Consider the following 14,174-nt stretch of genomic DNA (forward strand, 5'->3'; position numbering starts at 1 on the left):
GGCTGGCTCAGGCGGCCAGGGCGCTCAGGTCGCTCCGGTAGGAGTCGCTGGTGCCCACCTCGGGCAGCACCCGGGTAACGATGCCGGCCCGGTCGACGAGCAGGGCGGTCGCGGCGCCGGAGCGGGCCGGCTGACCAAGGAACGAGCGCAGGCCCCCGGCGGGGTCGGCCAGGGCGCGAGCCTGCCGCCCGATGGTGGGCCCGGCTGGCACCGTCCGCCCTCCGCTGACGGTAATTACGGAGACGCCGGCGGGCGCGGCCGCCAGGGCGTCGGTGACCCGGTCCGGGCAGGGGCAGCCGTCCAGCAGGATGATCATGGCGGGTAGCAGGCCGCGCAGTGGCACGGGCTTGTCGTCCGCACCGACCAGGTCCAGTGCGGGCAGCGCCCGGCCGGCGAGGGTCGCGGGTGGCGAGTAGGGGGCCGGAGTCGGCCGGTCGGCTTCGCGGTTGGTGCGTGGCCAGGTGACCGCCAGTAGGCCAGCCAGCGTGGTGAGGACCGCCACCAACAGGACCGCCAGCGGTAGGCCCAGGGCCCGGTGACCGCCCGGGAGGCCGTCGGCCCGGCGCAGCTCACGGCGGATCTGTGCGGCCTCGGCGGCCAGCGCGGAGGCGTCGTCGGGAACCACCACGCGGCCCCATTCGGGCGGTAGGCCGGGCAGGCCGTCGGCTGGCCCGTGACCCTCTGCGTCCGGCTTGCCCATCGGACCCCCTGGAAGCGTCTCGAGAGCTGAGTGCGGCTCGGTCTCCAGGGTCCCGCACCAGGGGCTCCTCGCGCTACATCTGGGCGCGGTCCTGCTGGCCGGGCTACCATGGGAGGAGCGCATAGCCCTTGATCTCGACGTTCTGTTCACCCGCACCGGGCAGTCATTTGCTCGTTACGGAGCGTGTTCGAACCATCGGTTTGACCGCCTGTCAAGCTGAAGCAAGACCTCTCACAGGGCCCCTGAGCTGCGCCAATGGTCAGGACATCGGAGAGACATCAGTGCCTGACCGTGTTACCCTAGACACAGCGAAAGGGGTTTCGAACCTATGGTTTTCAGTGTCGGCGAGACCGTTGTTTACCCCCACCACGGGGCCGCACTCATCGAGGCAATCGAGACTCGGGTCATCAAGGGCGAACCTAAGAAATACCTCGTCCTGAGGGTCGCGCAGGGTGACCTGACGGTCCGGGTGCCGGCCGAGAACGCCGAGATCGTGGGTGTGCGCGAGGTGGTCGGCGAAGAAGGCCTGGGTAAGGTCTTCGACGTTCTGCGGGCTCCGCACACCGAGGAGCCGACCAACTGGTCGCGGCGTTACAAGGCCAATCTGGAAAAGCTGGCTTCCGGCAACCCGCTGAAGGTCGCCGAGGTCGTGCGTGACCTGTGGCGCCGGGAGCGGGAGCGGGGCCTCTCTGCGGGCGAGAAGCGGATGCTCGCCAAGGCCCGTGACATTCTCGTCGGCGAGGTCGCGCTGGCCGAGAAGAGCACCAAGGACGAGGCGGAGACGCTGCTCGACAAGGTCCTCACCGAGGCCTAGTCCGCACAGCATCGTCGTACCCACTTCGTAGTGAAGAAACCACCGAGGACCGCGACGTGACCGCGCAGCTCAATCCGCGCGGTGACGTCGCGGTCCTCGTGCCTGCGGCGGGTGCCGGCGTACGGCTCGGCCCCGGCCGACCCAAGGCGCTGCGCCTGCTCGCCGGTGAACCGCTGCTGGTGCACGCCGTGCGTCGACTGGCCGCCGCGCCGTCGGTGCACACCATCGTGGTGGCCGCGCCGGCCGCCGAGGTGCAGGCCGTCCGCGAGCTGTTGGCCCCGGTCGCCCCGGTGACCGTGGTGCCCGGTGGTGCCGAACGGCAGGCGTCGGTGGCCGCCGCGCTGGCCGCGGTGCCCCCCGGTCCGACGATCGTCCTGGTGCACGATGCCGCCCGGGCGCTCACCCCGCCTGAGCTGGTCGAATCCGTCGCGGCGGCGGTACGAGGCGGGCGCGACGCGGTGATCCCGGTCCTGCCGGTCGTCGACACGATCAAGGAAGTCGGTGCCGACGAGGTGGTGCTCGGCACCGTCGACCGTTCCGCACTGCGCGCGGTGCAGACCCCGCAGGGTTTCCGTCGGGTCGTGCTCAGCGCCGCCCACGCCGCTGCCGGTGACTCCCTCACCGACGACGCCGGGCTGGTCGAGAAGCAGGGCGTCGCGGTGAGCTGCGTGCCCGGCTCGGAGTACGCACTGAAAATCACCCGGCCGTTCGATCTGGCTCTGGCCGAGCATCTGCTTGCCGCGGCCGGTTGACGCGTACCCTCTGATCATGATCGTTCCCCGGGTGGCCATCGGCACCGACGTGCACGCGTTCGAGCCGGGCCGACCGTGCTGGGTGGCCGGGCTGTTCTGGCCCGATCAGGACGGCCTCGCCGGGCACTCCGACGCCGACGTGGCAGCGCACGCCGCCTGCAACGCCCTGCTCTCCGCCGCCGGTCTCGGTGATCTCGGTTCCGCCTTCGGGGTGGGCCAGCCGGAGTGGGCCGGCGCGTCCGGGGTGGCTCTGCTGACCGAGACGGCCCGTCGGGTGCGTGCCGCCGGCCTGGAGATCGGCAACGTGTCCGTGCAGGTCATCGGCAACCGTCCCAAGATCGGCCGGCGTCGCGAGGAGGCCCAGGAGGTGCTCTCCGCCGCGGTCGGCGCCCCGGTCACCATCTCGGCGGCGACCACCGACGGGCTCGGCTTCGCCGGCCGTGAGGAAGGGTTGGCCGGGGTCGCGGTGGCCCTGGTGTACGACGCGCCGGCCACCTAAGCTCGCCGCGATGTCCAGCGACCCTGCCCCCGACCAGTCCGCCGCCGACGGCTACGTCCAGCGGGCCCAACTCCTCGCCGAACTCGGCCGCTACGACGAGGCGGCCGGGGAGCTGGCCTACGGGTTGGCCCTCCAGCCGGATGACGTCGACGCGCTCACCATGCTGGCCCGGGTGCACCTGGCCGCCGGCCGCCCGACCGAGGCGCTCACCGCCGCCGACACGGCCGTGGCAGCCGCACCGGAGGCCCTGCCACCGCTGGTCGCCAGGGGCATGGCCCTGTCCGACCTGGAGCGCTACAGCGAGTCGGCGGCCACCGCCGACCGGATCCTCACCCTCGGCCCGGCCGACGCGTACGCCCAGCGGAGTGCGGCGGCGATCCTGGCCGGCGCCCGCAACGGTCAGCCGGCGCTGAACGCGGCCTGGCGCGGTGTCGAGTTGGCTCCGCAGGAGCCGCAGGCGCACCTGGTGCTCAGCCTGGTCGCCGCCCGCCTGGACCTGTTCGACCTGGCCGAGCGGGCCTACCGGGAGGCGCTGCGGCTCGACCCGCGGATCGGCGAGGCCGGCCACGACGTGGGTGTCATGCGGCTGGAGCAGCGCCGCTGGTCGGAGGCGTTGGAGCACGTCGCCGAGGCGGTGACGGTCAGCCCGAGGCGGATCGACTCGCCACGAACCCTCGCGTACGGGCTGCACCGCCTGGTCCTCTACGGCGCGGGCTGGTCGCTGGTGGCGGCGGTGCTGGTCGCGTTCGCGGCGTCGGCGAACGACGGCTTCTCCCGCGTCCTGGCGGTGCTCGCCGCGCTCACCGGCGGGATCATCGTGTGGCAGCTCGCGGCCCGGCTGCCCGGGCTGACCCGGAGCGTCCTGCCCGCCCTGCTGCACTCGGACCGGGCGATGGCCCTGGCCGTCTACGCCGTGGCCGCCGCGCCGCTGCTGCTGCTGGTGTACGCCATGGTCGGCTCCCCGTGGCCCCTGGTGCTGGCGATCGCCACCACAGCGGTAGCCGAGTTCGCCGTGTTCACCCGAACCGCCATCCGGTAACCCGGCCAACCCGCGCTCGGCGTGACCCGCACAGATCACCAGCGTCGCGTAGCTCGACCAGGTCAGGGTTTCGCCGGAGCCCGACCCGCGTCGGGATCAAGCCTGACCGCCCAGAGCGGGTCGGGCTCCGGCGAAACCCCAAGGGCGACTACACAGAACGCGCCCAGGTCCAGGCGTACCCCTCGTCTTCGCAGGAGCTGGCGGCGTCGCAGAGATCCAGCGGGCGGAAGGTGTCGACCATGACGGCCAGCTCGTCGAAGTAGTCCGCGCCGATGGAGCGCTCGGCGGCACCCGGCTGGGGGCCGTGGGTGAAGCCGGACGGGTGCAACGAGATCGAGCCCTGCTCGATGCCGGAGCCGCGCCGCGCCTCGTAGTTGCCCCCGGTGTAGAAGAGCATCTCGTCGGAGTCGACGTTGTGGTGGTTGTACGGCACCGGGATCGACTGCGGGTGATAGTCGACCTTGCGGGGCACGAACGAGCAGATGACGAAGTTGGGCCCCTGGAAGGTCTGGTGCACCGGCGGGGGCTGGTGGATGCGGCCGGTGATCGGCTCGAAGTCGTGGATGGAGAACGCCCACGGGTAGAGATGCCCGTCCCAGCCGACCACGTCGAACGGGTGGTTGGCGTAGACGTAACGGGTCCAGCCGCGCCGGTGTCGGACCAGCACCTCGACCTCCTCGCCGTCGACGAGCAGCGGGGCGTCGGGGCCGCGAACGTCTCGCTCGCAGTACGGCGAGTGCTCCAGGAACTGGCCGCGTACGGAGAGGTAGCGCTTGGGCGGGCCGATGTGCCCGGACGCTTCGACGGCGAGCAGCCGGACGGGTTGGTCGCCGGTGGGCACCAGCCGGTGGATGGTCGAGGTGGGGATGACGACGTAGTCGCCGGCGACCGCGTCCAGCACGCCGAACGGGGACTCGACCCGCAGGGTGCCCGACTCGACGTAGAGGCAGTGGTCGCCGGTGGCGTCGCGGAACAGCGGTGAGGGTCGGTCGGCGAGGACGTAACCGATCCGTACGTCGTCGTTGGCCAGCAGGTACTGCCGGCCGAGGATGGGGTCGGAACCGCCGGTGTCCAGTTTGTGGGTGCGCAGGTGGCGGGGCTTGAGCGGCAGGTTCGGCGCCCGGGTGAAGGTGGGCGCTGTGAACTCGTCGGCGGCCAGGATCGCGGTGGGCGCGTACCGGTGGTAGAGCAGGGACGAGTCGGAGGAGAAGCCCTCCTGGCCCATCAGCTCCTCGGCGTAGAGGCTGCCGTCGGGCTGCCGGAACTGGGTGTGGCGCTTGCGCGGCACCTCGCCGACGCTGCGGTAGTACGGCATCTCGCCTCCCGATATTTCCCGTTCACCGGCCGAAGGCGTCCGATAATCGGACGCTGTTGTCCGTTCCTCGTAGCGTCCCGTACATTCTTGTTCCGTGTCAACGCAGGTGCCAGCACTCCTCCACGGCCTGGTGGACGACGCCGCCGTCTTCCCACCGGGCAGCGCCGCGCTGCACGACGCCCTGGTCGCCCACCGCCAACACCGCGCCGCCTGGTACGCCGACCTGGTCGGCCCACTGCTGATCCCCGCCTCGGACGTGGCCGCCGGTGAGCTGACCGGGCTCGTCGACCCGGGCGAGGGCCTGGTGGTCGGCGTGATCGGCGACACCGGGATCGGGAACCTGCCGTTCGCGCTGTCGTTCCTCGCCCCCGACGGCGTCACGGCGCGCCAGGTCGAGGTGGCGGTTGCCAAGCGCGGCGAGGACCCACTGCCCGGCATCGCCGAGTTGCTGCGGCTGACCGACGCGCTGCCGGGCGTGGAAACCGTCTACGCCGAACTGCCGCTGACCTTCGGACTGATGGGCGCCCTGGACGCGCTCGTCGCCGCGCGGGCCGACGGGGTGCCGGTCGCGGCCAAGTTCCGCACCGGCGGCCTGGCCGCCGAACTCTTCCCCACCCCCACCGAACTGGCCACCGTGATCTGCGCCTGCCGGGACCGGGGCCTGCCGTTCAAGCTCACCGCCGGGCTGCACCAGGCGATCCGACACCTCGACCCGGAGACCGGGTTCACCCACCACGGCTACGCCAACGTGCTGGCCGCGACCCTGGCCGCCGCCGAGGGTGACGGTGTGCGTACGGTCGCCGAGCTGCTCACCGTTGTCGACCCGCGCCCCCTGGTGGAGCGCACGACGGCACGGCTGGACGGGCCTCGCCCCCTGTGGGTGGGCTTCGGCTCGTGCAGCATCCTGGAACCACTGACCGATCTGATCCGGCTTGGGCTGGTGAACGGGGGCTACGACGCATGACCTGGGTGACCGGCGCCGACGGTTCGCCGTACGGGGTGACGAACCTGCCGTACGGGGTGTTCCGGCAGGACGGGGGTCCTTCGCGGATCGGCGTACGGATCGGGTCGTGGGTCCTCGACCTGGCGGCGGCGGAGGCCGCCGAGCTGGTGCTGGCCGCCGGCACGCTGTGCCGGCCCGTGCTCAACGACTTCATGGCCCTGGGTCGTCCGCAGTGGACGGCGGTACGGCAGCGGATCACCGAGCTGCTGACCGACCCGGCGCACCGGGACGCGGTGGAGCCGCTGCTGGTGCCCCTCGACGACGTGGAGCTGCTGCTCCCCATCGAGGTGGCCGACTACGTCGACTTCTACTCCTCGGAACACCACGCGTCGAACGTCGGGCAGATCTTCCGCCCCGGCCAGCCGCCGCTGCTGCCCAACTGGAAACACTTGCCGATCGGCTACCACGGGCGGGCCGGCACTGTGGTCGTCTCCGGCACGCCGGTGACCCGGCCGACCGGGCAGCGGGCCTCCGCCGAGGGCCCGGTCACCGGCCCATCGGTACGCCTCGACATCGAAGCCGAGGTGGGATTCGTGGTGGGCGTACCGAGCGCGTTGGGCGATCGGGTTTCCGTCGACGACTTCGCCGAGCACGTCTTCGGTGTGGTGCTGGTCAACGACTGGTCGGCCCGGGACATCCAGGCCTGGGAGTATCAGCCGCTCGGCCCGTTCCTCGGCAAGTCGTTCGCCACCTCGATCTCGGCCTGGGTGACGCCGCTGGACGCCCTCGGCAACGCCAACGTGGCGGCCCCCGACCAGGACCCGCCGGTGGTGGACTACCTGCGGGACGTGCCGCACCTGGGCCTGGACCTGCGCCTGTCGGTCGAGTGGAACGGCGACCAGGTCAGCGAGCCTCCGTTCGCCACCATGTACTGGACCCCCGCCCAGCAGTTGGCGCACCTCACCGTCAACGGGGCTTCGCTGCGCACCGGTGACCTGTACGCCTCCGGGACCGTCTCCGGCCCGGAACGGGGACAGATCGGGTCCTTCCTGGAACTGACCTGGGGCGGGGCCGAGCCGGTCACCGTGGGCGGCGAGAGCCGTACCTTCCTCGACGACGGCGACACGGTGACCATCACCGCCACGGCGCCCGGCCCGGACGGCACCACAATCGCCCTCGGCGAGGTGTCCGGCACGGTTCGTCCGGCCCGTTGAAGCCGCCGCCGCGGTACAGCCCAGCAGCGGCTTTCCTCTGCTGAGTCGGATTACTGCGACCCCTCCGGAGCGCTCTGACCATCTGGTCTTCGAGTCGTCTCGTTCACGGGACTCTTGATCGCACAGCGGGTGCGATCAAGAGCCCTCGTTGCGCCGTTGGTCACGCGGATCAAGTGGTCCCACACGGGCCGGGCCCAATGCCCGTCCACAGCGGTGGGGCAATCCGACGCACACGGAGGTAACGACGATGCACGATCTTGCGGGCGCGGTCTGGCGTACCAGTAGCCGTTCCAACGACCAGGGGCTCTGCGTGGAAGTGGCGGACAACCTGGTCGACGTCCATGGTCTGGTCGGGGTCCGCGACTCCAAGGACCAGACCGGTCCCACACTCGCGGTCAGCCCGCCGGGGTGGACAGCGTTCATCGGCGCGATTCGGGCCGGTCGCTTCGAGCGCTGACCGGCGCTTCGGCGCCGGTCGACGACGACCGGTGCCGAAGCGACCGCCCAATCGGACAGCGTGGCCCCCGGACGGTGGAAATTCCGCTCCGGGGGCCCCGTCCGGCCCTCACTCCGCGTACCGTCGGGGACACGGGAGGGTGGCATGTCGACGGTGGCGATTACCGGGATCATCGAGGCGCACGCCGTCGACGTCTGGCGTCTGCTGACCGACCTGCCCGGCCGCGCGGCCCGGTTGACCGCAGCCGGCCCGATCGAGGTGCTCACCCCGGGTTCGTTCGGGCCGGGCACCTCCTGGCGCGAGGAACGGGTCCAGCCGGGCGGCGCCACGCTGACCGAGGAGTTCCTGGTGGTCGAGGCGCTCGCACCGCAGCGACTGGTCCTCTGCTCCTCCGGCACCGGCGCCGACTACCGCATCACCTGGAGCCTGCGGCCGGTCCGCCGCCGCCGTCGGGGTTGCACAGCGGTCACAGTGACCCACGAGGCGGTGCCGACCGCTCCGTACGGTCGGGTGGTGGCGCTGCTGCTCGGCGGGCTGGCCGCGCGGGCGGTCGAGGCGGCGCTCTGGCGTGATCTCGCCGACCTCGCCGTCGCGGCCGGTGCCGCCGGCTCCGTCGAAGCCGCCTGAGCGCCAGGCGGTCGGCCCTCGCCGTGACCTGTTCGGAGTCCGGCCCGCTCCGCTGGGTAGGGTGCCGGGCGGAGGTGCGGCATGAGGTTCCCGAGAGGCCGGCGACGGCTCGCGATCGCGGTCGCGGCGCTGCTCGCGACGGCAGCCGTCGCGGTCATCGTCCACCGGGTCCTCGCACCGGCAGAGGTGAGCACTGTGGCGCGGGCCGACTATCCGGCCCCGGCCCGACCGGCCGCCGGAGTGATCGGTCGGTTGCCGGTCGCCCCGTTGATCGTCGACGGGAGACTGCGGGTGTACGCCGCGCACCGTCAGGTCTACGCCGACCGGCCGGTCGACGGCCGGTACCGGACCAGCCCGTACTGGTCGTACCGGCGCTGGCCGGCGGAGCTGACCGGGGTGGTTGCCAGCGGTCGTACCGTGGTCAGCCGTTGGTCCGACGGGCAGCTCGTCGCACTCGACGCCCGGACCGGCGGGGTGCTCTGGCGAGCCGACGGCCCGGAGCCTGTCGAGAGCACGGCGCCGGTACGTCGTACCTGGGCGGCGACCGTCTGGGATGCGCCCGGGCTCCAGCTCACCGACCTTCCCGACGGGCGGATCGTGCTGGTGGTGACCGGGGATGCCCAGGCGCGTGGGGTCGAGCTGAGCGGCGGTCGGGAGCTGTGGCGGGTCGAGTTGCCCGGCAGGTGCCGCAGCGATGTCGGCACCAGCGCCACCGGGCTGCTGATCGGTCTGGACACCTGCGCCGGGGCGGCCACTGTCGAGTTCCGTGACGCTGCCACGGGCGAGGTACGGGAGCGTTGGCGACCGCCGGGCGGCCCGGACGGGTTTGTGGTGACGCCACTCGGCTGTCGTACCGGGGGCTCGGACTGTCTGGGGTTGCGGACCGCCGGGCCGGGTGACGAGGGCGGCCAGGGCTGGTTGTTGACTGCCGGGTCGCCGGTAGCCGCTCCCGCGCTGGATCCGGCTGGCGTCGCGCTGGTGGGTGAGCAGTCCGTCGCCGTGCTCGACGGGGTCGTTGTGGGTCGATCGGCGCGTACGGGCACCGAGCTGTGGCGCTCCGCGGGCCTGGACGGGGCTCGGGTGCTGGCGGGGCAGCCTGGCCGGGTGCACCTGCTGACCGAGGCGAACGATCTGGTGACGCTGGATCCGGTGACCGGTAGGCAGTTGTCCCGATTCGCGCTCAATGTTGGGTCGGACGGGACCGGCTGGGCACCCGGGGCGGTGACTGCCGAGGACGGCTTCGTCGCGATCGAGCGGCTCCGAAGGCCGGTCGACCCCACCGGCGATGATCGGCGCTACTTCTACACCGGCGAGACGGTGATCCTGGCCGCCACCTGATCGTGGCGTCTTCCGGCTCGGAACACCGAACCATTCCATTCCCTTTGTCGTGAAAGGGTACGTTTTTCACGGTTCAGGTTTCCGGTGGAAGGGGTCGGCGCATGGCCAGGACAGCAGCCAACTACCTCGTGGGCGGGGCGCTCGCCGCCACCGCGAGCCTGGCGTTGGCGGTGTCGCCGGTGCTGGCCGCCGGCCCCGCCTCGGCGCAGGGGTTCGGCGTCGTCCGGGCCGAGCCGTCGGCGGACACGGGCGTCACCTTCGAGATCCTGCCGGCGTCGCCGACACCGCCTCCGACTCAGCCGCCGCCCACGTCCACACCGACGGCACCGCCCCAGCCCACACCGAGTCACGGCGGTGAGTTGCCGGTCACCGGGTCGGGTGGGTCGGCGCTGCTCCTCGCCGTCCTGGGCGCGGCCCTGATCGTCGCCGGTTGGTTCGCCGCCCGCCGCAACAGGCTGAGCTGACCGGTCGGCCGGAGGCGGTGGTCGGGCTGGCCCGTTCGCGATCACCGACCAACCGGTGTGCGCGCCCTCGGGCGGCTGGTGGGAGGCCAAGGCCGACCCGACTGGCGGGACCGGCGGGACCGGCGGGCCAGCATGGCGAGGCCGACGACCAGCAGCAGCCCCACTGTTGTCGCCACCACGGTCCACCCGGAAAACATCCGGGAGACGACACCGCCCCGTTTCCCGACCTGACCAGCGTCGGGGAACGTGACCTGCGCGGCGATGCTCCGCTTCACCAGGCCGCTCTCCAGGTTCACCTCCGCCTTCCAGGGGCCGTTCGGCAACGTGTTCGGGAGTCGGGCGATAACGTGCCCGGAGGCGCCCGGCGCCAGCGTGACGCCCTGCCCGACCGGAAACGGGCCGGCCCGACTGCCGGCCGGACCGTCGCTAAGGATGACCGCGCCGGTCAGGTCGATGGCACGGCCTCCGGTGTTGCTGACCTGGACGGTCACCGACGGTTCGCCCTCGGGGCTGCGGGCCGGGCGTACCTCGCCGATCGAGAAGTCGGAGGCGGGTTCGCCACCGGGCCCGATGTCGAGGTACATCCGGACTCCGACCCGGTGGACCTGCGTGATCTCGCCGCCGGCCCGGGGGGTTGAGGCGGTGGATGCCCAGACCACCGCGTACCGCTCGCCCTGGGAGGCGGTCGGTGGCACGGTGATTGTCGCTCGGACCCGGGTCTCTTCCCACGGTTCCAGCTCGACTGAGCGCTCGTCGAGGGTGACCCAGGAGGTCAGCTCGTTCTCGGCGCGACCCTCGCCGAAACGGAACGCCGCATCCTTCAGGGTCGCGGCCGCCGGATACACGTCGACCCGACGGGTCTGGTCGGTGCGATTGACGATCAGCAGTTGCCGCTTGATTGTGGTGCCCGGCGGTAGGTGGTCGACGATGTAGCGCAGCGCCCGGGGGTCGCCGCGGCGTTCGGTCGGGGCTTCCAACAACCGGATCCCGATGGTGCCGTCGTCGGATCCCGCTTCCGGTTCGACCGCGCCGGCCCGGGTCGACAGACCCGGACCGGCGAGGCAGAACAGGGCGAGGGCGACAGCGATGGTCGACCGCCCCCGGCGGCTATGCCACCGAATGTGTCACCGTGCCGGTGTAGACGCCCGCGATGCTGTCCAGCGGGACGTTGACGTCCAGGGTCGGGTTCCAGCTGGCGGTGTTGCCCCCGGTACCGCCACTGTGGGTGAACGCGGTGAGCGGGGTGACGCTGGACAGCGGCTGGGCGTCGCCGGCGGTGGCCTGCCCCGGCGTGAAGGTGCCCGTGCCGGTGGTGGCCGTTGCCGGGCCGGACCAGTAGTCGATCTCCTCAGGGAGGACCGTCTCGGGCGGTGAGCCGCCGCCGGTCTGGAAGACGCTCGCGGTCACCGAGGCGACCCAGGAGGCATCGGCGGCACCTCGCGAGTCGGTGACCGTCACGACGCCGAGCTGGCCGGTGATGACGCCACCGGGGGCACCGTTGCCGAGGTCGGCGGTGGCCGGCGCGACGATGTCGAGGGTGCCGGCGAGCACCTCGAAGGTGGTGTCGGTGGTGTCGGTGGGCGCGGCGGCAGCCGGCGCGGCGAGGAAGCCCACCATCGCCGCTGCGGCCGCCCCGGCCAGACAGATCTTGGCAGTACGCACTGTTCGTTACCCCGTTTTCTCGAAGTGAGCCGGCGTGACTCCTCGGCACGGCCGGCTACTTCGGAAGATAGGGGCAAGTGACGCATTAAGCGGACAAATCACCCACCTGTCACCAGTTGGTCACAGGAGATCGTCGGTGGTCAGGCCAGCGCGGCCTCGGCCGCAGCCAGGAACGCGTCGTTCTCGGCCGGGGTGCCGATGGTGACCCGGACCCCGTCCCCGGCGAACGGCCGCACGATCACCCCGCGCGCCTCGCACGCCTTGCCGAACGCCACGGCCCGCTCGCCCAGCGGCAGCCAGACGAAGTTGGCCTGGCTCGTCGGCACCTCGGGCACGAACTTGCGCAGCGCCTCGGTGACCCGGTCCCGATCGGCGACGACCAGGGCGCAGCGGCGCTCCATCTCCGCCACCTGGGTCAGCGCGGCGAGCGCCCCGGCCTGAGCTGCCGTGCTGCTGGAGAACGGGGTCGCCACCTTGCGGATGGCGGCGGCCACCACCGGCTGGGCAACGAGCCACCCCATCCGCAGCCCGGCGAGCCCCCACGCCTTCGACAGCGTGCGCAGCACCGCCACGTTCGGCCGGTCCAGGTAGTCGAGACCGTCCGGCACCTCCGCGTCGGTGACGAACTCCCGGTACGCCTCGTCGATGACCACCAGCACGTCGTCCGGCACCGCGTCGAGGAACCGGTCCAGTTCGGCGCGGCGTACCGCCGTACCGGTGGGGTTGTTCGGGTTGCAGACGAAGATCACCCGGGTCCGGTCGGTCACCGCCGCCGCCATCGCCGCCAGGTCGTGCCCGTGCCCGGCGTCGTTGGGCACCCGCACGCTGGTCGCGCCGCTGGTCGCCACGATGATCGGGTACGCCTCGAAGGACCGCCACGAGTAGAGCACCTCGTCGCCGGGCAGGCAGGTGGCACGCACCAGGTGCTCGGCCAGCGCCACCGAACCGCAGCCGGTGGCGATCCGGTCGGCGTCCACCCCGTACCGCTGGGCCAGCGCGTCGCGCAGCGCGACCACGCCCATGTCCGGGTAGCGGTGCGAGGTGGTGATGGCCTCGGTGACCGCCTCCACGACGCCGGGCAGCGGGCCGTACGGCACCTCGTTGCTGGCCAGTTTGATGGCCTCCGGCAGGCCCAACTCGCGGGCCAGGTCGGCGGGGCTGCGCCCCGGCACGTAGCTGGGCAGCGCGTCCAGGTCGACGCGGGTCAGCCGCAGCGCCGGCTGGTGACGTCCGGAGTCGGTCATGGGGTGTCTCCCGAGGGCTGGTTGCGGTCGTTCGAGGGGGCGGTGTCGGTGTGTTGGGGGACTTCGACGACCACCGTCTGTGCGCGCTTGTCGTGCAGCGCCTGGCGCAGGGGGTGGTCGAAGAGGGGGGAGAGGGCGTCGACCAGTTGCAGCACCAGGCCGAGCCCGGCGCAGTACCAGAGCAGTGTCGGCAGGCCCATCGTGCTCCAGCGGCTCAGCGCCCGGCGGACGCCCAGCGGCTGGTCGGCGGCCATCGGCACCGCCCGGATCCGCATCACCCGCTTGCCGACTGTCTGCCCGCCGGAGGCCATCGTCGGCACCTCGTACGCCAGCCAGAGCGCGGTGGCGATCAGCAGGATCGCCACCAGCAGAGAATTCGCCTGCTCACTGGGGAGCGGCAGGCCGTCGGCGGAGGTGTCTCCGCGCGACGCGCGCCGGAAAACCTCCTGCCAGTACGGCGCCCACTCCTGCGCCCAGCGCCAGACGAACCAGCCGTTGACAACCACGTTCAGTGCGAGGACGAGACCGAAGTCGATCAGCCGGGCGACCAACCTACGGCCGTAGCCGGCCAACCTGAAGCCGTGCGGTCGCGGCTCCGGCGGACGTCCGGGCCAGCCGGGGTGACCGGCCGGGGGCGCCCAGCCGGGAGGGGCACCCGGTGGTGCCCAGCCCGACGGACCGCCCTGCGGGCCCCAGCCGGGAGGGCCGGCCTGTGGTCCCCAGCCCGGGCCGTGCCCCGGTTGCGGGCCGTACTCAGGGGGTGGGCCCTGCTGGGGCGACCAGCCCGGAGCGCCGGTCGCCGACTCGGGGGTCGTCGACGCCGCTGGCGCGGCCGGGGTGACCGGCGCTGGCGGCGGCTCGGCGGGCGGCGGACCGTCCGGCGGAGTCGCGTCGACGGGAATGGGCGCACCGAGCCAACCCTCGCCGTCCCAGTAACGCCGGGTCTCGGTGTCGGCGGGGTCGACGTACCAGCCGGGTTGCACACTCACGCCGTCGCTCCGCTTCGCTCGCTCACTGGGACACCTTAACGACGGCTGTTCCCTCGAACTCGGCATGGCGGTACTGCGGGGCGTACCCCTGGGGGTTTGGTCCGGGCTGCGGCGCGA

At 72.2% G+C, this 14,174-nt stretch carries 16 protein-coding genes; 10 read left to right on the plus strand and 6 right to left on the minus strand.

What is annotated here, in order from left to right; all coding sequences use genetic code 11:
• Positions 1-7: 7 nt before the first annotated feature.
• Positions 8-700, minus strand: coding sequence for a hypothetical protein (locus ACFYPG_RS13295; RefSeq protein ID WP_355005928.1), 693 nt, complete (start codon positions 698-700; stop codon positions 8-10).
• Positions 701-1,028: 328 nt separating this feature from the next.
• Here ACFYPG_RS13295 and ACFYPG_RS13300 point away from each other — a divergent pair, with 328 nt between their 5' ends.
• The 4 genes from ACFYPG_RS13300 to ACFYPG_RS13315 are packed head-to-tail and all read left to right on the plus strand — an operon-like array spanning position 1,029 to position 3,804.
• Positions 1,029-1,514 carry a CarD family transcriptional regulator gene (locus ACFYPG_RS13300; RefSeq protein ID WP_203148040.1) on the plus strand — a complete coding sequence of 162 codons (486 nt, stop codon included), beginning with the start codon at positions 1,029-1,031 and terminating at the stop codon, positions 1,512-1,514.
• A 56-nt stretch (positions 1,515-1,570) separates the two neighbouring features.
• Positions 1,571-2,266, plus strand: a complete 696-nt coding sequence (gene ispD, locus ACFYPG_RS13305; protein ID WP_387352020.1) for a 2-C-methyl-D-erythritol 4-phosphate cytidylyltransferase — start codon at positions 1,571-1,573, stop codon at positions 2,264-2,266.
• A gap of 13 nt (positions 2,267-2,279) precedes the next feature.
• Positions 2,280-2,765, plus strand: coding sequence for a 2-C-methyl-D-erythritol 2,4-cyclodiphosphate synthase (gene ispF / locus ACFYPG_RS13310; protein WP_387352690.1), 486 nt, complete (start codon positions 2,280-2,282; stop codon positions 2,763-2,765).
• Between the two features lie 10 nt (positions 2,766-2,775).
• Positions 2,776-3,804 carry a tetratricopeptide repeat protein gene (locus ACFYPG_RS13315; protein ID WP_387352022.1) on the plus strand — a complete coding sequence of 343 codons (1,029 nt, stop codon included), beginning with the start codon at positions 2,776-2,778 and terminating at the stop codon, positions 3,802-3,804.
• A gap of 148 nt (positions 3,805-3,952) precedes the next feature.
• Here the strand turns inward: ACFYPG_RS13315 and ACFYPG_RS13320 are convergent, their stop codons facing one another.
• Complete coding sequence (locus ACFYPG_RS13320; protein ID WP_355005925.1) at positions 3,953-5,119, minus strand: cupin domain-containing protein; 1,167 nt, start codon at positions 5,117-5,119, stop codon at positions 3,953-3,955.
• 94 nt (positions 5,120-5,213) lie between these two features.
• Here ACFYPG_RS13320 and ACFYPG_RS13325 point away from each other — a divergent pair, with 94 nt between their 5' ends.
• From ACFYPG_RS13325 to ACFYPG_RS13350, 6 genes are all read left to right on the plus strand, one after another.
• A complete protein-coding gene (locus tag ACFYPG_RS13325) occupies positions 5,214-6,083 on the plus strand; it encodes a hypothetical protein (protein WP_387352024.1) in 870 nt (289 codons plus the stop codon).
• Complete coding sequence (gene fahA, locus ACFYPG_RS13330) at positions 6,080-7,276, plus strand: fumarylacetoacetase (protein ID WP_387352026.1); 1,197 nt, start codon at positions 6,080-6,082, stop codon at positions 7,274-7,276. The genes ACFYPG_RS13325 and fahA overlap by 4 nt, the downstream gene beginning before the upstream one ends.
• A 247-nt stretch (positions 7,277-7,523) precedes the next feature.
• A complete protein-coding gene (locus tag ACFYPG_RS13335) occupies positions 7,524-7,733 on the plus strand; it encodes a DUF397 domain-containing protein (RefSeq protein WP_130405275.1) in 210 nt (69 codons plus the stop codon).
• A gap of 144 nt (positions 7,734-7,877) precedes the next feature.
• Positions 7,878-8,360, plus strand: a complete 483-nt coding sequence (locus ACFYPG_RS13340) for an SRPBCC family protein (protein WP_355005922.1) — start codon at positions 7,878-7,880, stop codon at positions 8,358-8,360.
• A gap of 81 nt (positions 8,361-8,441) precedes the next feature.
• Entirely contained in the window at positions 8,442-9,698 is a 1,257-nt protein-coding gene (locus ACFYPG_RS13345; protein WP_355005921.1) for a PQQ-binding-like beta-propeller repeat protein, read from the plus strand.
• A 101-nt stretch (positions 9,699-9,799) separates the two neighbouring features.
• Entirely contained in the window at positions 9,800-10,162 is a 363-nt protein-coding gene (locus ACFYPG_RS13350; RefSeq protein WP_357231898.1) for an LPXTG cell wall anchor domain-containing protein, read from the plus strand.
• Positions 10,163-10,203: 41 nt separating this feature from the next.
• Here ACFYPG_RS13350 and ACFYPG_RS13355 read toward each other — a convergent pair whose 3' ends face one another.
• The 4 genes from ACFYPG_RS13355 to ACFYPG_RS13370 form a co-directional block, all read right to left on the minus strand.
• A complete protein-coding gene (locus tag ACFYPG_RS13355) occupies positions 10,204-11,139 on the minus strand; it encodes a hypothetical protein (RefSeq protein ID WP_387352028.1) in 936 nt (311 codons plus the stop codon).
• A 130-nt stretch (positions 11,140-11,269) separates the two neighbouring features.
• On the minus strand, positions 11,270-11,824 hold the full coding sequence (locus ACFYPG_RS13360) for a hypothetical protein (RefSeq protein ID WP_355005918.1): 555 nt from the start codon (positions 11,822-11,824) through the stop codon (positions 11,270-11,272).
• Positions 11,825-11,964: 140 nt separating this feature from the next.
• The gene (gene hisC / locus ACFYPG_RS13365) at positions 11,965-13,068 is read right to left on the minus strand and encodes a histidinol-phosphate transaminase (RefSeq protein WP_355005917.1); all 1,104 of its coding nucleotides are present in this window, start codon (positions 13,066-13,068) and stop codon (positions 11,965-11,967) included.
• Positions 13,065-14,057 carry an RDD family protein gene (locus ACFYPG_RS13370; RefSeq protein WP_387352030.1) on the minus strand — a complete coding sequence of 331 codons (993 nt, stop codon included), beginning with the start codon at positions 14,055-14,057 and terminating at the stop codon, positions 13,065-13,067. Before ACFYPG_RS13370 ends, hisC begins: the two co-directional genes overlap by 4 nt.
• Positions 14,058-14,174 lie beyond the last annotated feature (117 nt).

This window comes from Micromonospora sp. NPDC005553 (genome assembly GCF_042871765.1).
Classification (GTDB): domain Bacteria; phylum Actinomycetota; class Actinomycetes; order Mycobacteriales; family Micromonosporaceae; genus Micromonospora.